A 21,771-nucleotide genomic window follows, 5' to 3' on the forward strand; every position below is an offset into this window, starting at 1 on the left:
GATCAGAACCTCGCCACGCCATAGGAATTCGGTTTCAGGCTGCGTTGCCGCGCTTCGCGGCAGGTTGCGAGACAGAAGCCCAGAATGCGCCGTGTGTCGCGCGGGTCGATCACGCCATGATCAAGGCACTGCCCCGAGGTATAGAAGGCGTCCGACTGCCCGTCGAAATGGGCCTTGATGGCGTCGAACTGGGCCTTGAGACGGGTCTCGTCCACCTCGATCCCCTTGCGCCTTGCGCCCGCACGCGCCACCACGTCCATTGTCCGCGCCGCCTGTTCGCCGCCCATGACGCCGGTCAGGGCATTGGGCCATGAAAACAGGAAGTCCGGCTCGTAGGCATAGCCCGACATGCCATAGTTGCCTGCCCCGAAACTCGCACCGATGTAGAGCGCGATCTTGGGCACCTCGACGTTGGTCACCGCCTGGATCATCTTGGAGCCGTGCTTGATCATGCCGGCCTGTTCATACTGGGTGCCGACCATGAAACCGGTGGTGTTGTTCAGGAATATCAACGGCGTATCGGACTGGTCGCACAGCTGGATGAACTGCGCCGCCTTGTTGGCACCTGCGGGGTCAATCGGGCCGTTGTTGCCGATCAGGCCAACCGCCATGCCGTGAATGGCGGCCTGCATACAGACCGTTGCCGCGCCGAAATCCGGTTTGAAATCAAGGAAGTCAGAGCCATCGACGATACGGGCCACGACCTCGCGCACGTCATAGGGGATGCGATAGTCGACCGGGACCACACCGGCCAGTTCCTCGGGCGCATAAAGCGGGGCTTCGGCGTCAATGGGCATCGGTTTGCTGTCACGGTTCCAGTGCAACTGGCCGACAATGGCGCGGACCTGTTCAATCCCGTGCGCATCGTCCTCTGCCAGGTATTCGACAAGCCCCGAGGTGGCCGCGTGCATTTCCGAACCACCAAGATCACGGTCGTTTGCTGTCTCGCCCGTCGCCGCATTGACCAGCGCCGCGCCCGCCAGCGCCGCCATGCCGTTTTTCTTGACGCCCACCACATAGTCGGCAAGACCCGGCATATAGGCCCCACCCGCCGTGGAAGGCCCGTGCAACAGGGCGATGTTGGGGATGCCCGCCGCGCTCAGGCGTGCGAGGTTGCGGAACATCGCCCCCCCATGCGCCCAGAGCGAGACCTGATATTCCATCAGGTTGGCGCCTGCGCTTTCCACGAGGTGAATGAACGGCAGTTTCTGCTTGAGCGCCATTTCCTGAACGCTCAGCACAACATCGACTGTCATCCGCCCCATCGCACCGGCCTTGATGCCCGAGTCATCGACAAGGATCATGCAGCGGGTGCCGGAGACAAAGCCGATGCCGGCAATGAGCGACGAGCCGGGAACACTTTTTTCCTCGGTCTCTCCATCAGCCATGTAGCCGGCAAGGCTGTGCAGCTGGACGAAAGGCAGGCCGGGATCCAGCAGGGCAGACAGGCGCTTGCGCGGTGTCATCTGGCCGCGCTCTTTCATGCGCTCACGGCGCTGTTCAGACAGCTGTGGCGCCCGCGCTTCAAGCGCGCGCAACCGGTCAATCAGCCCAAGCATCTCCTGTTTGCGGGTTTCAAAGCCGGGAGAGCCGACAATCACCTTGGTCTCAAAGCGCATCGGGCGCTCCTTTCATGTCATGCGTCAACCGATCGCTCGGGATCGGGACCGACGTGTTCAACAGAACCTGTGCAAAGCTCTTGGCTTGCGGGTCATTGCGCAGGCTGGCAACGCCACCCCCGCCAAGCGCCGCGTGCAGCAAGAGGTTCATCGAATGTGTTCCGGGTAGATAGAAGCGTTCAACCGGCCCTTGAATCAAGTTTCCGAACACGTCGGCAACCCTTTCCGGGGTCAGCGCCTGCCAGATCCACGGCAGGAATTCCGGATCGCGGGCGATGACGCCGATGTTGGCCTTGTCCCCCTTGTCGCCCGACCGCGCCCAGGCCAGACGCTCAAGGGGGACTGCGGTGAGAGGGGCTGTGGTTGTCGCGATTTCGGGTTCCGTCGCAGGTGTAGTGGGTGCCTTAGAAGACAGGGATGTTGGTGCTTCGAAAGATACAGACGCGCCTTCCAGCGTGACGGAGAGTTGCACGTCTTCGGCGGGCACCAGAAAGGAAAACAGTTCGACAACCGGTGATGGGCGGGGCCGTCCGCCGCCGGTGAACATGTGCATCCCCGGCGGTGTTGCCAGCGCCGCGCCCATGGTCTCCTTGAGGAACAGGCCCACGGCGCGGGCATCCTCGTGACGTACCGCGGTCTTGAGGGTGATTTCCTCGTATCCATCCGGTCCGGCCGTGCCGCCAAAGGTCTCGACACAGACGTCCGAGAACTCCGGCACCCCCAATTGCGTCATCTTTGCCCGCGCTCGTGCCAGCCCCATGTTGGCATAACTCTCGGCCTTGCGGCGTGCGTCACGCCCGTTGAAGAAAAACACGTGCCCGGCGCGGTAGCCGTTCATATGGGTGAGGGATACCTTCAACTGGCCTGTCGGGGATTGCCCCTTCGCGCCGGTGATGCGCACGCGGGTCGCGTCCTCTTGTTCCAACTTTACTTCCGAGAAATCACAGGTGACGTCTGGCAGAACATAGGCCCGCGGGTCGCCGATTTCATAAAGCATCTGTTCCGCGACGCTGGCCGGGGTCACGCAACCGCCGGTTCCGGCAGGCTTGGTCAAGGTGATCACGCCGTCATCTTCGATTTCGATCACCGGATAGCCAATCGCGGCCAGATCACCGGCCTCTTGCCAGTCGGTAAAGTTGCCACCCGTCGCTTGTGGTCCGCATTCCAGCAGGTGGCCCGCAAGCGACCCGGCTGCCAGCCTGTCAAAATCGTCCATGCCCCAGCCGAAGTGATGCGCCGCCGCCGCAAGTGTGAGCGCACTGTCCACGCAGCGTCCGGTGATCACGATATCAGCCCCCGCATCCAGCGCGGCGATGATCGGGCCTGCACCGAAATAGGCATTCATCGAGGTGATCTTGTCGGCATCGGGAAAGGCGCGGTTGGAAAACATCTCGCGCTTGTCCGTATACCGGTCGCGCCGTGGCATGAGGTCATCACCCTCGACCGTCGCCACCTTGAGATCCAGACCAAGGCGCGTGATCTCGATTTGCAACGCCCTGGCGCAGGCCTGCGGATTGAGGCCGCCGGCATTCGAAAGCACCTTGATGTTCCGCTTGGCGATGTCGTGCAGGTTGGGGGCCATGGCATCGGTCACGAAGTCACGCGCATAGCCGGCGGTTTCGTCCTTTGCCTTGGCGCGGGCGAGGATCGACATGGTGATTTCGGCCAGATAGTCAAAGACAAGCACGTCCAGACCTTCATGCCCAAGCAATTGGGGCACCGACTGGGCCGTTTCCCCCCAGAAGCCCGAGGCACCGCCAATCGTCAGTTTTCCTGCCACGTCGATCTCCTCCATATCGGCGTATTCAGACTTTTTGTCCTGTAACAGAACGTACGTTCGGTTTGTTGCACGTTGAAACCAGACCTGTCAACGGCTAGACCAAGGAAAAGGATCGGAGGAACGTGGTGTCACGACCGACGCAGGAACAGGCGGAAACCCTTCAGGAGCGCCGCTCGCGTGAAACGCAGGTCATGGTGATCAAGGCAACGGTGAAGTGCCTTGATGAATTCGGCTATGCCGAAACCACGATTTCGAAAGTGCAGGACAGTGCCGGGGTGTCGCGCGGGGCGTTGACCCACCATTTCCCGAACAAGCAATCGCTGATTGTTGCGACAAGTGTCTGGCTTCTTGAAAACGCAACGCGGCCTCTGACCGAGTTGCAATCAGGTGGCGGCCCGATGCCCGACATCGAAGACCTTGTCTTTGAAATGTGGAGCAGGGTGGCGGACAATCAGGGTGGCCGCGCCTTCCTTGAGATCCTGCTTGCCTGTCGCACCGATACGGAGTTGCAGGAGATGCTTTCACCCATGCTTCAGGCGTGGGACCGTGACGTTGGTCTGGCCTTTCGCGACGTCCTGCGCGCCCACGGGCGCAAGACCGATCAGGCCGAGATGCTCTGGGCACTGGTGCGCACCTTCTGCCGGGGGCTGATCCTGCATCAGAACTTCGTCGACTCGACCGACTATACCCGCGAAATGATTGCGCAGTTCGCCCGGATGCTCGAGACCGAGCTGGGAGCGTGATCTTATCGCGAGGCGGCGCTGACTCGTGGATTGGTTGTTTCGGCCCCGAAGAACCGCGCCTTGCGCATGCGTGTCGGGGAGATGCCAAAGGCTTTCTTGAAGTTCTCGACAAAGGTTGCGTAGTTCTGGAAACCCGACGCAACCGCCACGTCCAAGACGGCCATGTCCGAGCGTGACAGCAGGTTTTGGGCGTATTGCAGGCGAATATCGCGGTACACGGCCTGAGGCGAGAGGTCGGTCTTGGCCTTGAACCGGCGTTGGACCTGACGCACCGAGGTGCCGACACGGCGGGCGATCTCGTCTATCGGAAGCGGGTCTTCGATATGCGAGTTCATCGCCTTGAGCGCGTTGCAGACAATGCGGTCGCCGTTCGAGCGCTGCACGTATTTCCACGCGGCGCTGTTTACAGGTTTTGTCGACGCTTCCTCTAGGCCGAGATGCACGCCAACGGCGCGGGCGGTGTGCTCGCCCTGATCCTTGCGCAGCAAGTCCATGAACAGTGACTGGGCCGCAAGCCCACTGATCGCGCTACAGATCCGCCCCTGAACCGAGGTCGGGGCCGCTGCGACCTGCTGGTCCGGAAACTCTTCGGACATCGGCGCAAGAAAGTTCGGATGGATGGCAAGGCAGCTTTGGTCGTGCATTCCGACTTCGCGCAGGAGGTAGGCAGCGCTGCCCACCAGAACGATACGGTCCGCCCCGATGAAGATCTTGCGCAGCGTTTCGCGATTGTTTGCGTCCAGCCGCCAGCGGCTGTCGACGCCGCCAAGAAAGACAACTGTCTGGAACTTGCGAAAATCCGGTGTTGGGCGGGTGAACCTGTCGTGCAGTTCCACGTCGTAGAGCGGGGTTTCCGCGATCTGGTTCGCGGCGCGCAGGATCGAGGCCAGGAGATGTGCGCTTGCCGTTTCGAGACTGCCTTGGGAATAAATGTGAAAGTGGCGCGTCTGCTTTGGTACGAGGGTGTCCCTGTCGGCACGGCCGATCTGCGTTACCTGGGATTGCTGGGTCATGATTGCGCCTCCTTGGGTCTGATAAGACAAGGGAAGCTTCCGGCGACGGGTGCCGCCGGAAGCCAGTTTGGTTATGCGTCCTCTTCGTAGTCCGACATCGGCGGGCAGGTGCAGATCAGGTTGCGGTCGCCATAGGCGTTGTCCACGCGGTTGACCGGAGACCAGTACTTGTCCACGCCAAGGTTGCCCGGAGGGAAGCAGGCCTGTTCGCGCGAGTAGGGACGATCCCATTCCCCGACGAGGTCACGTACCGTGTGCGGCGCGTTCTTCAGCGGGTTGTTCTCGGCGTCGATCTTGCCGTCGATGATGTCCTGTGCTTCCTTGCGGATCGAGATCATCGCCTCGCAGAAACGGTCGATCTCTTCCTTGGGCTCGGACTCCGTCGGCTCGACCATCAGGGTGCCAGCGACAGGCCAAGACATGGTCGGCGCGTGGAAGCCCGAGTCGACAAGGCGCTTGGCCACGTCATCCACGGTCACACCGCCTTCGTCGTTGAGCGGACGGGTGTCGAGAATGCACTCGTGCGCCACGCGGCCGGTGGTCGAGGTGTAGAGCACCGGGTAGTGATCCTTCAGGCGCGCGGCGATGTAGTTGGCGTTCAGGATCGCCACCTTGGTCGCCTGCGTCAGGCCGGCACCACCCATCAGCAGCAGGTAAGCCCAGCTGACTGGGAGGATCGACGGCGAGCCAAAGGGCGCTGCCGAAACCGGACCAACGGCGGTGCCGTACTCCGGGTGGCCGGGAAGGTGCTCAGCCAGGTGCGCCTTGACGCCGATCGGGCCCATGCCGGGGCCGCCACCGCCATGCGGAATGCAGAAGGTCTTGTGCAAGTTCAGGTGCGAAACGTCGCCGCCGATCTTGCCCGGCTGAGACAGACCCACCATCGCGTTCATGTTGGCACCGTCGATATAGACCTGGCCGCCATGCTCGTGGGTGATGTCGCAGACTTCCTGAACGGTCTCTTCGAACACGCCATGGGTCGACGGGTAGGTGATCATGCAGGCAGCAAGATTGTCACCGTGCTGGATCGCCTTGGCGCGGAAGTCCGCGACGTCGATGTTGCCATCGTCGTCCGCCTTCACGGGAACCACTTTCCAGCCAACCATCTGTGCCGACGCCGGGTTGGTGCCATGCGCCGAGGTCGGGATCAGGCAGACGTTGCGGTGCCCCTGACCATTGGCCATGTGGTAGTTGCGGATGGTTAGAAGACCCGCGTATTCACCCTGCGCACCCGAGTTGGGCTGCTGGCTGATCGCGTCATAGCCGGTGACCTGACACAGTTTCTCGTTCAGGTCGCGGATCATCTCGTGATAACCGGCGGCCTGATCTTCCGGGCAGAAGGGGTGCAGGTTGCCAAATTCCGGCCATGTGACCGGGATCATCTCGATGGTCGCGTTCAGCTTCATGGTACACGAGCCAAGCGGGATCATCGCACGGTCGAGCGCGAGGTCACGATCCGCCAGGCGACGCATGTAGCGGGTCATCTCTGCCTCGGCCCGGTTCTTGTGGAAGATCGGGTGGGTCAGATATTCGCTGTGGCGCAGGTTTTCCTCGGGCAGGCGATAGAAGCGGTTGGCTTCGCTGTCGTCCGTCTTCTGGATGCCAAAGGCCCCCCAGACCGCTTCGATGGTTTCCGAACGGGTCTGTTCGTCAAGCGAGATGCCGACCTTGGTCTCACCTACCTTGCGCAGGTTGATGCCTCGGGCGACGGCCGCTTCCATCACGGTGTTCTGCAACGCGCCCACTTCGACGGTGATCGTGTCAAAGAACACGTCCGGTTCGATTGCGAAACCGGCCTCTTCGAGACCAGCGGCAAGGCGCGCGGTCTTGCGGTGCACGGATTGTGCAATCGCCTTGATCCCGTCGGGACCGTGATAGACCGCATACATCGACGCGATAACGGCCAGAAGCGCCTGGGCGGTACAGACGTTCGAGTTCGCCTTTTCGCGGCGGATGTGCTGTTCGCGGGTTTGCAGGGCAAGGCGGTAGGCCTTGTTGCCACGGGCGTCAATGGACACACCGATGATCCGGCCGGGCATGGCGCGCTTCAGCTTGTCGGTGGTCGCCATATAGGCCGCGTGCGGGCCACCATAGCCCATCGGGACGCCAAAGCGCTGGGTCGAGCCGATGGCAATGTCCGCGCCCATTTCACCGGGCGACTTCAGCAGCGCCAGCGCAAGGATATCGGCCGCGACAACAGCGATGCCCTTGTGCTCGTGAATGGCTGCGATTTCCTTGGAAAAATCACGTACGTGGCCGTGGGTCCCGGGATACTGGAAGATCGCGCCAAACACTGCGCCCGCGTCCAACTCGTCAGGATCGGCCACATGCACGTCGATGCCCAGCGGCTCGGCGCGGGTCTTGATCACGGCCACCGTTTGCGGGTGGCAGTTCTTGTCGACGAAGAAGGCCGCGTTGTTGGCCTTGGAGCGCGAGCTGCGGTGCGCCATCGCCATGGCTTCGGCCGCCGCGGTGGCTTCGTCCAGAAGCGAGGCATTTGCGATATCAAGGCCGGTCAGGTCGCTGACCATGGTCTGGAAGTTCAACAACGCCTCGAGACGGCCCTGCGAGATTTCCGGCTGGTAGGGGGTATAGGCCGTGTACCAGGCGGGGTTCTCAAGGATGTTGCGCAGGATCGGGGCCGGCGTGGTGGTGCCATAGTAACCCTGGCCGATCAGCGAGGTCAGAACCTTGTTCTTGCTCGCGATCTCTTTCATGTGGAACAGCGCGTCGCGCTCCGACATCGCGTCCCCCCACTCCAGCGGTTCCTGCTGGCGGATGGCGGGGGGGACGGTCGCATCAATCAGTGCGTCGAGCGTGTCAAAACCGATCACCTTCAGCATCTCGTCCATTTCGCTGGGCGAGGGGCCGATGTGGCGACGGTTGGCAAAGTCATAGGCTTGGTAGGTCGTCAGTTCGAATGCCATTGTCCGATCCTTTGAAAACGAAAGAGGGCCCCGCGACCTGCGCCGCGAGGCTGTCAGATCAACCGATCAGGGCTTTGTAGCCGTCCAGATCCATCAGATCGTCGAGCTGTGCGGCGTCCGCCAGCTTGATCTTGTAGATCCAGGCATCGCCTTCCGGAGCGTCGTTCAGGGCGCCGGGATTGTCGGCCAGGGCTTCGTTGGCTTCGACAACTTCGCCGTCTACCGGCGCATAGATTTCCGAAGCCGCCTTGACGGATTCGATCACGCCGATCTCGTCGCCTTTTTCAAAGTCGTCGCCGGCTTCTTTCTGTTCGACGAAAACGATCTCGCCCAGTTGGTCGGCGGCGTGTTGGGTGATGCCGACGGTGGCGATGTCGCCTTCAACGGTGACCCATTCATGTTCTTCCGAGTAATAGGTGGTCATGGATATTCTCCTGATGCCTTAGCGTTTGTAGTTTTGGGTAACAAAGGGCAGGGCGACGATTTCCGCCGTTTGTGCCTTGCCGCGAATGATGAGGTTCACTTTTTCGCCGGGCTCACCATGGCCTGCCGAAACATAGCCCATGGCGACAGGAGCGCCGACGGTCGGGCCAAAGCCGCCCGAGGTGATCGCGCCGATGGTGTTGCCCTCAAGGCATTGCACCTCGACACCCTGACGGGCCGGTGCGCGGCCTTCCGGCTTGATGCCAACCAGTTTCTTGGCAGCGCCTTCAGCCAGTTCTTTCTGAACCCGTGCCGCGCCCGGGAAACCGCCGTCTTCCTTGCGGCGCTTCTGGATCGCCCAGCCCAGCGAGGCTTCGATCGGCGAGGTCGACTGGTCGATATCGTTGCCATAAAGGCAGAGACCGGCTTCGAGGCGCAGGCTGTCGCGCGCACCAAGGCCTGCGGGTTCACAGTCGTCGTGGGCGAGGAAGGCGCGCGAGACTTCGATGGCCCTGTTTTCCGGGATCGAGATTTCGTAGCCGTCTTCGCCGGTATAGCCGAGACGCGAAATCCGGCACTCGACGCCGAGGATGTCTGCGACAGTGGTTTCCATGAACTTCAGCTCACGCGCTGCCGGGCAGAGGTCGCCCACCACGTCTTCGGCTTTCGGGCCTTGCACGGCCACCAGGGCACGGTCGAAGATCTCGGTAACCTCGACTCCGTCCAGGTTGGCCTGCATATGCGGGATGTCCTGATGGCGCAGGGCGGCGTTGACCACGACGAAGTAGTGATCGCCGGCGTTCGAGACGATCAGGTCATCCATGATGCCGCCGTCTTCGTTGGTGAAGAACCCGTAGCGCGCCTTGCCCTCCTTGAGGGTGGCATAGGCCTGCGGGCAAAGGGTCTCGAGCTTTTCGCCGACGTTCTCGCCGCGCAGGATCACCTGGCCCATATGGCTCACGTCAAACAGCGCGGCCTTTTCACGGCATTGCTTGTGTTCGCCCATGATGCCCATGGGATATTGGACCGGCATTTCCCAGCCGGCAAAGTCGACCATCTTGCCGCCGAGTTCGACGTGCAGGTCATAAAGCGGGGTGCGTTTGGGCGCGTCTGTCATGACGAGGCCTTTCCTGAGTTGGAGAATGAACGATCAGTCACGGACAACGGTGACCGTGCAATGGGCATTGCGCACCACGCGGGCAAGGTTCGGGCCGATCTCGTAGTTCGGGAAATCACCTTTGGCCGAGGCCATGATGATCAGGTCATAGCCGTCCTTGTGGGCCAGCTTGAGGATTTCGCGGTACACGCTGCCTTCCTGGATATGCACGGGCACATGGGCCGCATCGTTGGCCGCGAGGATCGCTTCGATCTTGCCGCGCACGAAATCCTTGGCGCCTGCGCCATAGCCTTCGGGCAGGTTCGGCAGCTGGATGATCTCTGGAATGACTTCGACCGCGTGCAGTTCGGCGCCGTAGAATTTGGCCTGCTCGAGGGCAAGCGGCAGTGCTTTTTTCCACGAACGGTCATCGGTGTGGTCAAGCGGAAGCAGGATTTTAGTCGCCATCTGTTGTCTCCTCGAAAGGGAATGTCTTTTGGATAGCGGGGGCCGCACGGGCGGCCCCCGGCGAGGATTATTCGGCCGCGGTCTCACCGCTTTCCGAAGCGCCGTTCGATGCGAAGAACGCCTTGGTCAGCTTGAAGACAACCGGGCTCAGAAGCGCGAGGGCGATCAGGTTCGGGATGGCCATCATGGCGTTCAGCGTATCTGCCAGCAGCCAGATGAAGCCGAGGTCCGCAGTTGCGCCGAAGTAGATCATCACGATCCAAGCGATGCGGTAGACCATGAGAATCTTGTGCCCCATCAGGAAGCCCACGCATTTCTCGCCGTAGAACGACCAGCCAAGGATGGTAGTGAAGGCAAAGATCGACAGCGCGATGGCAATCAGGTAGCCGCCGATGCCGGGCAGGGTGGTCTCGAATGCCAGCGAGGTCAGAGCCGCGCCGCTTTCACCCGAGGTCCATGCACCCGAGGCGATGATCGCCAGACCGGTGATCGAGCAGACGATGATGGTGTCGATGAACGTCCCCAACATCGCGATCAGGCCCTGGTTGACCGGACCTTTGGTCGAAGCTGCCGCGTGTGCGATCGGGGCCGAGCCCAGACCGGCTTCGTTCGAGAAGACACCGCGTGCCACACCAAAGCGGATCGCCATCCAGACCGCCGCACCGGCAAAGCCGCCTTCGGCAGCCGAAGGGGTGAAGGCGTGGGTGAACACGAGGTTCAGCGCGTAACCGATGTTGCCGATGTTGATCAGCAGAACCAGCAGGCCGGCGACGATGTAGGCAACGGCCATGAACGGCACGAGCTTCCCGGCAACCGCACCGATGCGGGTGATGCCGCCAAGGATCACGGCTGCGGTCAGGATCATCAGGACAACGCCGGTGACCGAGGTGTTGAGGCCAAAGTTGGCTTCGAGAACCTGCGCCACACCGTTGGCCTGAACGCCATTGCCGATGCCGAAGGCCGCGATTGCGCCGAACAGGGCAAAAGCAACACCCAGCCAGGCCCACTTGGCGCCAAGACCGTTCTTGATGTAGTACATCGGGCCACCGACGTAGTTGCCCAACTCGTCCTGCTCGCGGTACTTCACGGCGAGAACGGCTTCGGCGTACTTGGTTGCCATGCCTACCAAGGCGGTCATCCACATCCAGAACAGGGCGCCTGGACCGCCCAAGAAGACAGCGGTGGCAACACCGGCAATGTTGCCGGTCCCGATGGTGGCCGAGAGCGAGGTCATCAGCGCGTTGAAGGGGCTGATCTGCCCTTCGCCCTGACCTTCACGGCCCTTGAACAGCAAGCTGAAGCCGGTGCCCAGCTTGAGGATCGGCATGAACTTCAGGCCGACTTGCAGAAAGAAGCCGACGCCGAGGATGAGAACCAGCATCAGCGGCCCCCATACGACGCCATTGATGGCCCCTACGATTGAATTCAACGCTTCCATGGATATTCCTCCCAACTGCGTCTTGGTTATGCCCCTTTGGCCAATGCCTGCTGGCGGGCCTGTTTGAGGGCGGCAAAATCTTCATCCGCGTGGAACGATGAACGCGTCATCGGCGTGGCCGAGACGTGCAGAAAGCCCTTGGCACGGGCCAGTTGTTCCAGTCGGGCAAAGTCCTCCGGCGTCCAGAAACGGTCGACCGGGTGGTGTTTCGGGGTGGGTTGCAGGTATTGCCCCACGGTCAGGAAATCGACGTTCGCGGCGCGCAGGTCGTCCATCACCTGACGCACTTCCTCCATCGTTTCCCCGAGGCCGACCATCAGGCCGGACTTGGTGAACAGCTCGGGGTTGGCGCGTTTGGCATCGTCCAGCAGGCGCAACGACTGATAATAGCGCGCGCCGGGGCGAACCGTCGGATAGAGGCGCGGCACGGTTTCAAGATTGTGGTTGAACACGTCAGGCGCGGCCTCGAACACCGCGTCTGCCGATGCGCCCTTGCCAAGAAAGTCCGGCGTCAGAACTTCGATGGTTGTGCCCGGGTTCTGGTGGCGCACGGCGCGGATGGTCTGGGCCATGTGATCGGCACCACCGTCCGCCAGATCATCGCGGTCCACGCTGGTGATGACCACGTGGCGCAGGCCAAGCTTTTTGACGGCAGCAGCAACACGCCCCGGTTCGAAAACGTCAAGCGCGTCCGGCCGGCCGGTGGCCACATTGCAGAACGAACATCCACGGGTGCAGATTTCGCCCATGATCATCATCGTGGCGTGGCGCTTGGACCAGCACTCGCCGATGTTGGGGCAGGCGGCCTCTTCGCAGACCGTCGCCAGCTCGTGATCCCGCATCAGGCGACGGGTCTCATAGTATTCGGCGCTCTCGATCTTTTTCTTGCGAATCCAGCGCGGTTTCCGGGCGATTGCCGTGTCGGCCTTGTGGGCTTTCTCGGGGTGGCGCAGACGAGGGACGTTCATCGCTTGGTCTCCCTTAGACGTGGATCGCGCGGCCAAGCGCATCAAGGCAGGCTTCCTTGACGGCTTCGGCCATCGACGGGTGGGCATGGCAGCTGTGGATGACGTCGGCCAGGGTCGCCCCCTTGGTCATTGCGAGAACCAGTTCCGCAATCAGGTCTCCGCCATGCGCACCGCAGATATGGGCGCCAAGGATCGTGCCTTCGGGCGTCGCCAGAACCTTGACCGCGCCATCGGTTTCCCCGCTGGACCGCGCCCGCGAGTTGGCCATGAAAACGAACTTGCCGCTGATGTAGTCGGTGCCGGCCTCTTTCAGGGCCTCTTCCGTCAGTCCAACCGAAGCCACTTCGGGATCGGTGTAGACCACGCCCGGAACCTTGCCGTAATCCACGTGAGCCAAGTGACCGGCCAGCATTTCGACGCAGGCAACGCCGTCTTCCTCGGCCTTGTGCGCGAGCATGGGGCCCGGAACACAATCGCCAATCGCATAGATGCCGGGAATGCTGGTCTGGAAGGTTTCGTCCACTTCGACAAACCCCCGGCCATTCACCGCGACACCAAGGTCTTCCAGCCCTAGGCCCCGTGTCACAGGGCGTCGGCCGATTGCGACCAGAACTTTGTCGGCCTCCAGCGTTTCCTGCGTGTCCTTGCCAACCCGATCCATGGTCAGGGTCAGGCCGCTGTCACCGGTTTCTACCGATGTCACCGCGCGTCCCAATTGGAACTTCAGCCCACGTTTGGACAGGGCGCGCTGAGCCAGTTTGGCGATCTCACCGTCGATGCCCGGCAGGATGCGGTCGAGATACTCGACGACGGTGACCTTGGCGCCCAGACGCGCCCAGACCTGGCCAAGTTCAAGGCCGATCACACCGGCACCGATGACCACCAGACGCTCGGGCACCTCTTGCATGGCCAATGCGCCGGTGCTGCTCAGGATGCTGTCTTCGTCAATCTCGATACCGGGCAAGGGGGTCGGCTCTGATCCGGTGGCGACAAGGATGTTCCTGGTCGTAAGGACATCGCCGCCCACCTTGACCTTGCCCGCTTCCGGGATCGAGGCCCAGCCTTCGATGAGGTCGACATTGTTCTTCTTGAACAGGAAGGCGATGCCCTTGGTCAGGTCACCAACGATCTTGTCCTTGCGTGCCATCATGCCGGGGACGTCCAGGGACGCGCCTTCAACTGAAATGCCGTGACCTGCAAGGTGGCTCAGTTCTGCATATTTTCCGGATGAGGTCAGCAGCGCTTTCGAAGGGATGCAGCCGACGTTCAGGCAGGTGCCGCCGAGCGCACCGCGGCCTTCTACACAGGCCACTTTCATTCCCAGTTGCGCCGCGCGGATCGCTGCAACGTAACCGCCCGGTCCACCACCGATCACGACCAGATCATATTCGCCCATGATTTTCCCCTCCTGGGCATCCGTATTCCGTATTGGGAATGTATGCCCTTGTATGCATCTCAATTCCCCTTTAGGAAACTTTTCCACTAATGGCAACAAAAATGGCCTCTGGTGAATTTTGACGGAGCGCGGGAAAGGAGATAAGTCTTGGTGGCGAATGGAGAATCCGAGTTCATGGAACCTGTCAGCTTTGAAGACGAAGGCCCTGCAATGGATGCCGCGGAGGCACCCGACGGTACTGTTTTGGGCAAAATGATTCGTGAGGCCCGTAAGGAAAAGGGCCTCACGCTCGAAGAAGCTGCCAAGGCCGCGGGTATTGGCCGGTCGACGCTTTCCAAGATCGAGAACAACCAGACCAAGCCCAGTTTCGAGATCATCCGCCGCCTGATGCAGACCCTTGAGTTGCAGACCCCGCAACTGTTTGTGCAGTCCGGTCAGAGCGATATTTCTGGCCGTCGTGACTATACGCGTTCAGGCCTAGGTGAGCCGCAGGAAACGCCGACCTATTCTCACGAACTGCTGTGCACCGAACTCACAAGCAAAAGCATGCTACCCTACATCAGCACGATCAAAGCGCGTGATGTTTCCGAGTTCGAAAACTGGGTGCGCCACCAGGGCGAAGAGTTCATGTTCGTGCTCAGCGGTGAACTCACCCTCTACACCGAACACTATCGCCCCCTGCACATGAAAGCAGGGGACTCGGTCTACTATGACAGCGGTATGGGCCACGGCTGTGTGTCCACCAGCGAAGAAGATGCCCGCGTCTTGTGGGTCTCTCTGGAACGGTAAGGCCGTAACCAGTCTCAGAACAGTTGATTGATTTCTTCCAGCTCCGCGCAGAGCTGTCCTGCGAACTCGGTGGCCAGCACCGAGGGCGGGCGGTGCGCGGGCTGTAGCACCGAAACTTCCAGCACCACGCGCGGGCGAAACGGGCGAAAGACAATCGGGTGAGGCGTCGGGCTGGTCTTGAGATACCCGGCTGCCGTAATCGGGTCACACACGCAATAGCACAGTTCCTGCTCGACCAGCGTCAGGGCCGGATGAAACGTTCTCAACTCAAACCGATGCTCGAACGTGGCTTTCTGGGAGGCAAAGGCAGCCTTTGTGGCGATCAGGTTCGGGTGCCCTTCCTGAAGGGCGGCCATCGGCCTGCCGGAAAGGTGCCTCGGCTCGATTGCCTCCAAGTCGGCCAGCGCGTCGCCCTGTGGAACGGCACACACGCAATCCAGTTCAAAGTTGTCGGCCTTCAGGGCCGAAGAGGGCGAAGGCGTTTCGGCAAGACCAATGTCATATTGCTGCGACAGGACCCATTCCTCGATCACCGGTGAGGCCCGCATCATGAGAGAGGCCTTCACATCCGGTTTGTCCTTCAGAAATTCGCCCAGCAACCTTGGCATCATCATGGTGGCCGCCGCGGGCATGCAGGCGACGTTCAGCCGCCCCTTTTCCAGCGCGCCGATCTCTTTCATTGTCCGGGTCGACAGCGACAGCCGGTCAAGGATCGCTTCCGCCTCTTCCACGAAGAACTTTGCCTCGGGCGTTGGTTCCAACTTGCCGCGCTGTCGTCGGAACAACGGCAGTTCCAATTCCGCTTCGAGGTTCGCAATCAGCGCGCTGACAGCAGGCTGCGTGCGCCCGAGGATTCGTGCCGCATCCGAGACGGAACCCGCCCGCATAACCTCTCGAAAGGCCTGAAGCTGTCGAATGCTGACGTTTTGAACCATTGGAAACACTCACGTTTTTTCACACCTATAAAGCAACTCTATTCAAGTATCAATTTAATCGTTTTGACTTAATGAGGTGCGTTTGCATGCTTTTCCGAAAGCTTTTGGCACCGGCATGGGCCGGTCCACGGAGGAGAAAATGGAACGCTTTGCCAGCATCACGCTGACCATTCTGATCTGCCTGGTTGCGCTGGGTCAGTTCGTGCAGGTGATCACCCGCTACGTGCTGGAAATCCCGGTCATGGGCCTGGAAGAAAGCCTGCTCTACCCAACCATGTGGCTCTACATGCTTGGGGCGGTGAATGCCTCGCGGGAAAACACCCACATCCGCGCCAATGTACTCGAGATCTTTCTCAGCACCGAGCGGCAACATCAGGTCCTTGCCATCATCGGTGAAGTGATCAGCCTTGCCGTCGGTATCTGGCTCACGACCTGGGCGTGGGACTTTACCCAGTACTCACTGCGTGTGTGGCGTGAAAGCCCGACCCTCTACCTCCCCACCTTCTATCTCGATGTGGCCCTGACCGTTGGGCTGGTCCTGATGATGATCTTTACCGCGTGGCACCTTCTCGGGCACCTGCGCGCCGTTTTTGCCAAGGAGTCCTGAGATGGTTGAGATTGCGCTTCTCGCGGTACTGGTTCTTGTCGTCCTGCTGACGCTTGGTGTGCCATTGCCCTACTGTTTCGGGGCCGGTCTGATGGTGATGTATTTCATCGGCGACGTGGTCATGAAGGGCAACATGCTCTGGGGCTTTCAGCAACTCGGCAACCCGGTGCTGCTCGCTATCCCGCTCTTCGTTCTGGCGGGGACCATCATGTCGGTCTCGGGCATTGCGGCTTCGCTGTTGAACTTCGTCAATATCTTCATTGGCCACCTGCGCGGCGGATTGGGTGTCGTAGCAACCGTGTCCTGCGCGCTGATCGGTGCGATTTCGGGCTCGGGCCTGACCGGTGTGGCTGCCATCGGCCCGCTGTTGATCCCCGAGATGGAGAAACAGGGCTACCCGCGTGAATACGCAACGGCACTGATTGCCAATGCCTCCCTGCTTGGTCTGCTGATCCCGCCGTCGGTCACCATGATCGTCTACGGGTGGGTCACCGATACCTCAATTCTTGCCTGCTTCCTCGCGACGCTTGGTCCCGGCCTCCTGATCATGACCAGCTTTTCGGTTGTGAACATCCGCATGGCGCGCAAGTTCCCGCTGCAACTGAACGAACCCCTCAAGGGGCGGGCATTTGTGGCCGAAGCCACCGGTCGCGGCCTCAAGGCAACCCCGGCGCTGCTGATGCCGGTGATCATCCTCGGCGGCATCTACGGTGGCATCATGACCCCAACCGAGGCAGCGGCCGTTGCTGTTATCTATGCTGTGCCGGTGGGGTTCCTGATCTACCGCGGCCTGTCACTCAAGACGTTCCTCGGGGCGGGGCGCGAGGCAGCAACATCTGTTGGCGCGATCATGCTGATGATCCTGTTCTCGATGATCCTGAGCCAGATGTTCGTTCTTGAAAGCGTGCCGCAAGCCCTGGTCCAGGCGATCTTCTCGATCACCGAGAACAAGACGATCCTGCTGATCCTGATCAACATCCTGCTGTTCCTTGTGGGCATGGTGGTCAACGACGTGACGGCCATCATCCTGATTGCCCCGCTGCTGTTGCCGCTGATGCAGGCGATCGGCGTGAGTCCGATCCAGTTCGCCGCGATCATGGGCGTCAACACCGCGATGGGCGGCGTGACACCGCCCTATGCTTCGATCCTTTACCTCGGTGCGCGGATCGGACGTGTGCCTGTGACCAAGGTGATCCGTCCCGCAATGACGCTGATCCTTCTGGGCTACCTGCCGGTGGTGTTCCTCACCAGCTTCTGGCCCGACCTCTCGCTCTGGCTGCCGCGTGTCTTCGGCTACTGAGCTCACTTTCCCAAGACTTCATCACTCACGGAGGAGACCTACCATGATGAACTTCCTTAAATCGACCTGCCTTGCTGCGGCTGTTCTGGCGACGGCTGGTGTGGCAGCGGCGGATACGCTGAAACTCAGCCACATCCGACCGCAGGGCGCGACCATCGACAACGAACTGCGCGCCTTTGCAGAGGGTCTGTCGGCATCAACCAACGGGTCGCTTGAACTCAACCTGTTCCCGGCCTCTGCCCTAGGCGACTACACCTCGGTTCAGGAGCGTATCTCGGTTGGCGCCATCGACATGGCGGTTCAACCGGCAGCAACCGCCGTTGACCGCCGCATGCAGATTTCGGCCTTCCCCTATGTCGCGTCGAACTGGGCCGAAGCCAAAAAGATCTACGGCCCCGGTGGTGCGATCTACGAAGCAATGAAAGGTCTGTATGCCAAGCAGGATATCACCATGCTGGCCGCGTATCCGGTGTATTTCGGCGGCATCGCGCTGAACACCGACGCCGTGAACCCCGGTGATCCGACCGCAGCCAAGGGCATCAAGGTCCGCGTGCCGGGTATCAAGAGCTTCCAGCTGACCGCTGATGCACTGGGTTACATTTCCTCGCCCATCCCCTTCTCGGAAGCCTTCACCGCGGTTCAGACCGGTGTTGTTGACGGCGTTGTCGGTTCGGGTGCCGAAGGCTACTACGCTTCGTTCCGCGATGTGACTACCACCTATGTGCCCGTGAACACCCACTTCGAAGTTTGGTACATGATCATCAACTCCGGTGCCCTTGCAGACCTGTCCGACGCCGACCGCGCTGCGCTTGAGCAGGCCGCTGTCGATTTCGAAGCCAAGCGTTGGGAAACCGCCGAGGCAGACCAGGGCGCCTTCGAACAGAAACTCGTCGACAATGGTGCCTCGATTGTATCACTGAGCGACGCGGAACTGGCCAAGACCGCCGAGCACGTACGTGCGCAGGTATGGCCGCAGGTTCTGGCAGACGTTGGTCAGGACTGGGGCCAGTCGATCCTCGACAAGATCGCCGAGTAAGCGCCAGACGCGAAAGGGGGCCTTCCTCCCCGGTCCCCTTTCGCCTTGCAGGAGTTGGGTCATGTTCAGGTCACTTCGAACCGACAATCCGGAATTGGTCCGCGTGAGCGTCAATGGTCACGCCGTCGAGATCGCCAGCGGTCAATCCGTCTGGTCCGCGCTGGCCCTCTCCGGGCAGACCACGACCCGAAAGGCCGCCCTGTCCGGTGAGGACCGGAGCGCCTATTGCGCGATGGGCGTCTGCTTTGAATGCATGGTCGAAATCGACGGTATCCCGAACCAGCAGGCCTGTCTGCGCCGCGTTGCAGACGGCATGACCATCGCAACCCAGACTATTACTGAGACCTCGGTGGCCAAATAACATGGCATTTGATTGCGTCATTATCGGTGCAGGGCCTGCAGGCATGTCCGCGGCTCTTACCCTGTCGGAACACGGTCGTTCAGCGCTTGTGCTGGATCGGGGTGTTGCCCCCGGCGGGCAGATCTTCCGCTCTGTCAGCACATCGCCGCTTCCGGATCGCACGGCCCTCGGGCCGGACTATGCAGCCGGTGCCGAACTGGTGTCTGCCTACACCAACAGCCGTGCCAAGCACGTCGCCGGCGCCGATGTCTGGCATATCGGCGAAGATGGCCGCATCCTCTATTCACACGAAGGCACAACGAAACAGGTTGAGGCGCGCGAGATCCTCATCTGTCCCGGAGCGATCGAGCGCCCGATGCCGATCAGGGGCTGGACCTTGCCCGGCGTCATGACCGCGGGGGCCGCGCAGGTCATGCTCAAATCCGATGCGATGGTTGCCGAAAATGCGGTTTTCGCCGGATCCGGCCCGCTTCTCTATCTGATCGTTGCCCAGTACCTGCGCCTCGGCGTGAAGGTTGCGGGGCTGGTCGATACGACACCCGCTGAAAACTACCTGAAGGCCGCGCCGTTGCTGCCGGCAGCTTTGGGCGGCTTTGGTCTTCTGCGCAAGGGTCTCGCCCTGCTGTCCGAAATCCGCCGTGCGGGCGTGCCTGTGTATCGCAATGCTACCGATCTTGCGATTTTGGGCGACCAGCGCGCCGAAGGATTGGTTTTCACCTCCGATGGGCGACAGGAAATCAAGGCTGACACTGTGTTCCTGCACCATGGCGTGCTGCCCAACCCGAACATGACCCGCGCCTTGGGGCTGGCGCATCATTGGAACGAAGATCAGCTGGCCTGGCATGTCACGAAAGACGCTTTTGGCCAAAGTTCGCTGCCGCATGTTTCGGTCGCCGGCGACGGGGGCGGGATTGTTGGGGCCGACGGTGCCCGACACGAAGGGACACTTGCCGCGATGAATGTCCTGACACGCCTCGGACATTTTGCTTCGGATCAACGCGACCGCCTTGCCAAACCGCGCCTTGCGCAGTTGCGCAGGTTGGCACGCTTTCGCCGGTTCATCGACCGCCTTTACCAACCGCGCCCCGCGCTGCGCTTGCCGCAGGACAGTGAAACGGTGGTGTGTCGCTGTGAAGAACAACGCCTGTCCGACCTTCGGCAGGGCTTCGAAGAAGGCGCACGTGATCCCAATGCCCTCAAGTCCCGCACGCGATGTGGAATGGGGCCGTGCCAGGGCCGGCAATGTGGCCCTATCGTCAGTGGCCTTCTCGCCAAATGGCAGGACCTCCCGGTTCAGGACGTGGGCTACTACCGCCTGCGCAGCCCGCAGAAACTCTTGAGCCTTGAGGAATTCAGCCAGTTTCAAACCGTGGTTCCTGATGAGGGAGGCACGAAATGAACGCGGATGTCCTCATCGTTGGCGGTGGTATTCAGGGCTGCGCGACGGCCTATCAGCTCGCACGCCGGGGCGTCTCGGTCCTGGTCGTGGAAAAAGACTATATTGCCCGCCATGCATCAGGTGTGAACGCCGGAGGTGTGCGCCTTATCGGGCGTGACTTGGCCGAGGTGCCGCTTTCGCGACAGTCCATGCGGATGTGGCATACTCTCGACGAAGAGCTTGAGGCCGATACAGGGTTCCGTGCAAAGGGCCTTATCAATATCGCCGCCGATGACGCCGATATTGCGGCCCTGAATGACAGGCAGCAAAAGATGCAGGCGCTTGGCTATGACCACGAGCGTATTATTTCGCGGGATGAGCTGCGCGAGAGGCTCCCATTCGTTGATCCGACCTGCGTGGGCGGCGCGATGTCAGAACTGGATGGCTATGCCATTCCCTACAAGGCGACAAATGCCTTTCGTCTCGCGGCGGAGCGCCACGGCGCAACCTTTCTGGAAGGCACCGAACTCGCAGGGCTGCGCAGAATTGGCGAGGCATGGCTGGCGGCCACCTCACGCGGAGATATCTCGGCAGGCACCATCGTGAATTGCGCCGGGGCCTGGGCCGATCGCGTGGCCGCGATGATCGGTGACAACGTCCCCCTCAGCCACGCAGCACCCATGCTGATGATCACCGCTCGTATGCCGCACTTTGCGTCCCCCGTCGTCGGTGCCGTCAGCCGCCAACTGAGTTTCAAGCAGTTCGAAAACGGCACCGTTCTGATTGGCGGAGGGGCCAAGGGGTTTGCCGACCGCGCGGCCAATCGCACCCGGCTCGACTATGCCAAACTGGCTCAGGCGTCACGTACCGCGATCGAGTTTTTCCCGATCATGGCCAAGGCATCCATCAACAGGATGTGGGCCGGGCTGGAGGCTTATATGCCCGACAACCTTCCGGTGATCGGACCAGCCGTCAATGCAGACCGTGCTTTCCACGCCTTCGGCTTTTCCGCGCATGGCTTCCAGATGGGGCCGGTCGTGGGAAAAGTCATGGCGGACCTCGTTCTGACCGGCGCAAGCGATTTTGACCTTTCCGCGTTCCGCATCGACCGCTATGACCGCAAAGTTCTTTGACAGGAGACAACCATGACCATCACCCGTATCGAAACCGGCCAACGCATGAGCAAGATCGTCAAGCACAATGGCGTTGCCTATCTCTGTGGCCAGGTTTCCGATGCCGCCACCGTGGCAGACCAGACCCGCGAAATCCTCGAGAAAGTCGAAGACCTTCTTGCCAAGGCCGGATCCGACAAGACGCGTATCCTGCAATGCGTGATCTGGGTTGCCGACATGGCCGATTTCGCCGAGATGAACGCTGTTTGGGATGCCTGGGTGCCCGAAGGCCACGCGCCGGCTCGCGCCTGTGGCGAAGCCAAGCTGGCCCGTGACGTTCTCAAGGTGGAAATGATCGTCACCGCCGCCTGCGACGACTAAG

Annotated in this window: 20 protein-coding genes; 9 read left to right on the top strand and 11 right to left on the bottom strand. The window is 61.1% G+C overall.

Features of this window, described 5'->3' with window-relative positions; all coding sequences use genetic code 11:
- Positions 1-2: 2 nt before the first annotated feature.
- Positions 3-1,619, bottom strand: coding sequence for an acyl-CoA carboxylase subunit beta (locus tag NNA36_RS04805; RefSeq protein WP_255104703.1), 1,617 nt, complete (start codon positions 1,617-1,619; stop codon positions 3-5).
- Complete coding sequence (locus NNA36_RS04810; protein ID WP_255104705.1) at positions 1,609-3,399, bottom strand: acyclic terpene utilization AtuA family protein; 1,791 nt, start codon at positions 3,397-3,399, stop codon at positions 1,609-1,611. The genes NNA36_RS04805 and NNA36_RS04810 overlap by 11 nt, the downstream gene beginning before the upstream one ends.
- Before the next feature lie 125 nt (positions 3,400-3,524).
- On the opposite strand from NNA36_RS04810, the gene NNA36_RS04815 reads away from it, so the two are divergent.
- Positions 3,525-4,142: a TetR/AcrR family transcriptional regulator gene (locus NNA36_RS04815; RefSeq protein ID WP_255104707.1), complete on the top strand. Its 618-nt coding sequence runs from the start codon at positions 3,525-3,527 to the stop codon at positions 4,140-4,142.
- Positions 4,143-4,144: 2 nt separating this feature from the next.
- Here NNA36_RS04815 and NNA36_RS04820 read toward each other — a convergent pair whose 3' ends face one another.
- The 8 genes from NNA36_RS04820 to lpdA form a co-directional block, all read right to left on the bottom strand.
- Positions 4,145-5,155: a helix-turn-helix domain-containing protein gene (locus NNA36_RS04820; protein ID WP_255104710.1), complete on the bottom strand. Its 1,011-nt coding sequence runs from the start codon at positions 5,153-5,155 to the stop codon at positions 4,145-4,147.
- A gap of 71 nt (positions 5,156-5,226) precedes the next feature.
- Complete coding sequence (gcvP, locus tag NNA36_RS04825) at positions 5,227-8,082, bottom strand: aminomethyl-transferring glycine dehydrogenase (RefSeq protein ID WP_255104712.1); 2,856 nt, start codon at positions 8,080-8,082, stop codon at positions 5,227-5,229.
- 58 nt (positions 8,083-8,140) lie between these two features.
- A complete protein-coding gene (gene gcvH, locus NNA36_RS04830) occupies positions 8,141-8,506 on the bottom strand; it encodes a glycine cleavage system protein GcvH (protein WP_255104714.1) in 366 nt (121 codons plus the stop codon).
- 18 nt (positions 8,507-8,524) lie between these two features.
- Positions 8,525-9,622 carry a glycine cleavage system aminomethyltransferase GcvT gene (gene gcvT, locus NNA36_RS04835; RefSeq protein WP_255104716.1) on the bottom strand — a complete coding sequence of 366 codons (1,098 nt, stop codon included), beginning with the start codon at positions 9,620-9,622 and terminating at the stop codon, positions 8,525-8,527.
- 33 nt (positions 9,623-9,655) lie between these two features.
- On the bottom strand, positions 9,656-10,069 hold the full coding sequence (locus tag NNA36_RS04840) for a universal stress protein (RefSeq protein ID WP_255104718.1): 414 nt from the start codon (positions 10,067-10,069) through the stop codon (positions 9,656-9,658).
- Between the two features lie 67 nt (positions 10,070-10,136).
- A complete protein-coding gene (locus tag NNA36_RS04845; protein WP_255104720.1) occupies positions 10,137-11,507 on the bottom strand; it encodes a sodium:alanine symporter family protein in 1,371 nt (456 codons plus the stop codon).
- A gap of 26 nt (positions 11,508-11,533) precedes the next feature.
- Positions 11,534-12,475 (bottom strand): lipoyl synthase, encoded by a 942-nt coding sequence (lipA, locus tag NNA36_RS04850; RefSeq protein WP_255104722.1) that lies wholly within the window; start codon positions 12,473-12,475, stop codon positions 11,534-11,536.
- A gap of 13 nt (positions 12,476-12,488) precedes the next feature.
- Entirely contained in the window at positions 12,489-13,871 is a 1,383-nt protein-coding gene (lpdA, locus tag NNA36_RS04855; RefSeq protein WP_255104724.1) for a dihydrolipoyl dehydrogenase, read from the bottom strand.
- Between the two features lie 174 nt (positions 13,872-14,045).
- Here lpdA and NNA36_RS04860 point away from each other — a divergent pair, with 174 nt between their 5' ends.
- The gene (locus NNA36_RS04860; protein WP_255105589.1) at positions 14,046-14,660 is read left to right on the top strand and encodes a helix-turn-helix domain-containing protein; all 615 of its coding nucleotides are present in this window, start codon (positions 14,046-14,048) and stop codon (positions 14,658-14,660) included.
- A 14-nt stretch (positions 14,661-14,674) separates the two neighbouring features.
- Here NNA36_RS04860 and NNA36_RS04865 read toward each other — a convergent pair whose 3' ends face one another.
- Positions 14,675-15,595: a LysR substrate-binding domain-containing protein gene (locus NNA36_RS04865; protein ID WP_255104726.1), complete on the bottom strand. Its 921-nt coding sequence runs from the start codon at positions 15,593-15,595 to the stop codon at positions 14,675-14,677.
- Positions 15,596-15,734: 139 nt separating this feature from the next.
- Between NNA36_RS04865 and NNA36_RS04870 the strand changes: the two genes are divergently transcribed.
- From NNA36_RS04870 to NNA36_RS04900, 7 genes are all read left to right on the top strand, one after another.
- On the top strand, positions 15,735-16,202 hold the full coding sequence (locus tag NNA36_RS04870; protein WP_255104728.1) for a TRAP transporter small permease: 468 nt from the start codon (positions 15,735-15,737) through the stop codon (positions 16,200-16,202).
- 1 nt (position 16,203) lies between these two features.
- The gene (locus NNA36_RS04875) at positions 16,204-17,502 is read left to right on the top strand and encodes a TRAP transporter large permease (RefSeq protein ID WP_255104730.1); all 1,299 of its coding nucleotides are present in this window, start codon (positions 16,204-16,206) and stop codon (positions 17,500-17,502) included.
- Positions 17,503-17,545: 43 nt separating this feature from the next.
- The gene (gene dctP / locus NNA36_RS04880) at positions 17,546-18,538 is read left to right on the top strand and encodes a TRAP transporter substrate-binding protein DctP (protein WP_255104732.1); all 993 of its coding nucleotides are present in this window, start codon (positions 17,546-17,548) and stop codon (positions 18,536-18,538) included.
- Positions 18,539-18,599: 61 nt separating this feature from the next.
- Positions 18,600-18,899, top strand: a complete 300-nt coding sequence (locus NNA36_RS04885; protein ID WP_255104734.1) for a (2Fe-2S)-binding protein — start codon at positions 18,600-18,602, stop codon at positions 18,897-18,899.
- Position 18,900: 1 nt separating this feature from the next.
- The gene (locus tag NNA36_RS04890) at positions 18,901-20,298 is read left to right on the top strand and encodes an NAD(P)/FAD-dependent oxidoreductase (protein WP_255104736.1); all 1,398 of its coding nucleotides are present in this window, start codon (positions 18,901-18,903) and stop codon (positions 20,296-20,298) included.
- Entirely contained in the window at positions 20,295-21,410 is a 1,116-nt protein-coding gene (locus tag NNA36_RS04895; RefSeq protein WP_255104737.1) for an FAD-binding oxidoreductase, read from the top strand. The genes NNA36_RS04890 and NNA36_RS04895 overlap by 4 nt, the downstream gene beginning before the upstream one ends.
- A gap of 12 nt (positions 21,411-21,422) precedes the next feature.
- A complete protein-coding gene (locus tag NNA36_RS04900) occupies positions 21,423-21,770 on the top strand; it encodes a RidA family protein (protein WP_255104739.1) in 348 nt (115 codons plus the stop codon).
- The last annotated feature ends 1 nt before the right edge of the window (position 21,771 follow it).

The sequence above is a fragment of the Shimia sp. CNT1-13L.2 genome, from assembly GCF_024331145.1.
In the GTDB taxonomy this organism is placed as follows: domain Bacteria; phylum Pseudomonadota; class Alphaproteobacteria; order Rhodobacterales; family Rhodobacteraceae; genus Shimia.

What these genes read in the sequence shown, in the direction of transcription:
- NNA36_RS04805 (WP_255104703.1), bottom strand. Translation starts at nt 1,619, where the DNA reads ATGCGCTTTGAGACCAAGGTGATTGTCGGCTCTCCCGGCTTTGAAACC.
- NNA36_RS04820 (WP_255104710.1), bottom strand. Translation starts at nt 5,155, where the DNA reads ATGACCCAGCAATCCCAGGTAACGCAGATCGGCCGTGCCGACAGGGAC.
- gcvP (WP_255104712.1), bottom strand. Translation starts at nt 8,082, where the DNA reads ATGGCATTCGAACTGACGACCTACCAAGCCTATGACTTTGCCAACCGT.
- gcvH (WP_255104714.1), bottom strand. Translation starts at nt 8,506, where the DNA reads ATGACCACCTATTACTCGGAAGAACATGAATGGGTCACCGTTGAAGGC.
- gcvT (WP_255104716.1), bottom strand. Translation starts at nt 9,622, where the DNA reads ATGACAGACGCGCCCAAACGCACCCCGCTTTATGACCTGCACGTCGAA.
- NNA36_RS04840 (WP_255104718.1), bottom strand. Translation starts at nt 10,069, where the DNA reads ATGGCGACTAAAATCCTGCTTCCGCTTGACCACACCGATGACCGTTCG.
- NNA36_RS04845 (WP_255104720.1), bottom strand. Translation starts at nt 11,507, where the DNA reads ATGGAAGCGTTGAATTCAATCGTAGGGGCCATCAATGGCGTCGTATGG.
- lipA (WP_255104722.1), bottom strand. Translation starts at nt 12,475, where the DNA reads ATGAACGTCCCTCGTCTGCGCCACCCCGAGAAAGCCCACAAGGCCGAC.
- lpdA (WP_255104724.1), bottom strand. Translation starts at nt 13,871, where the DNA reads ATGGGCGAATATGATCTGGTCGTGATCGGTGGTGGACCGGGCGGTTAC.
- NNA36_RS04860 (WP_255105589.1), top strand. Translation starts at nt 14,046, where the DNA reads ATGGAACCTGTCAGCTTTGAAGACGAAGGCCCTGCAATGGATGCCGCG.
- NNA36_RS04865 (WP_255104726.1), bottom strand. Translation starts at nt 15,595, where the DNA reads ATGGTTCAAAACGTCAGCATTCGACAGCTTCAGGCCTTTCGAGAGGTT.
- NNA36_RS04870 (WP_255104728.1), top strand. Translation starts at nt 15,735, where the DNA reads ATGGAACGCTTTGCCAGCATCACGCTGACCATTCTGATCTGCCTGGTT.
- NNA36_RS04875 (WP_255104730.1), top strand. Translation starts at nt 16,204, where the DNA reads ATGGTTGAGATTGCGCTTCTCGCGGTACTGGTTCTTGTCGTCCTGCTG.
- dctP (WP_255104732.1), top strand. Translation starts at nt 17,546, where the DNA reads ATGATGAACTTCCTTAAATCGACCTGCCTTGCTGCGGCTGTTCTGGCG.
- NNA36_RS04885 (WP_255104734.1), top strand. Translation starts at nt 18,600, where the DNA reads ATGTTCAGGTCACTTCGAACCGACAATCCGGAATTGGTCCGCGTGAGC.
- NNA36_RS04890 (WP_255104736.1), top strand. Translation starts at nt 18,901, where the DNA reads ATGGCATTTGATTGCGTCATTATCGGTGCAGGGCCTGCAGGCATGTCC.
- NNA36_RS04895 (WP_255104737.1), top strand. Translation starts at nt 20,295, where the DNA reads ATGAACGCGGATGTCCTCATCGTTGGCGGTGGTATTCAGGGCTGCGCG.
- NNA36_RS04900 (WP_255104739.1), top strand. Translation starts at nt 21,423, where the DNA reads ATGACCATCACCCGTATCGAAACCGGCCAACGCATGAGCAAGATCGTC.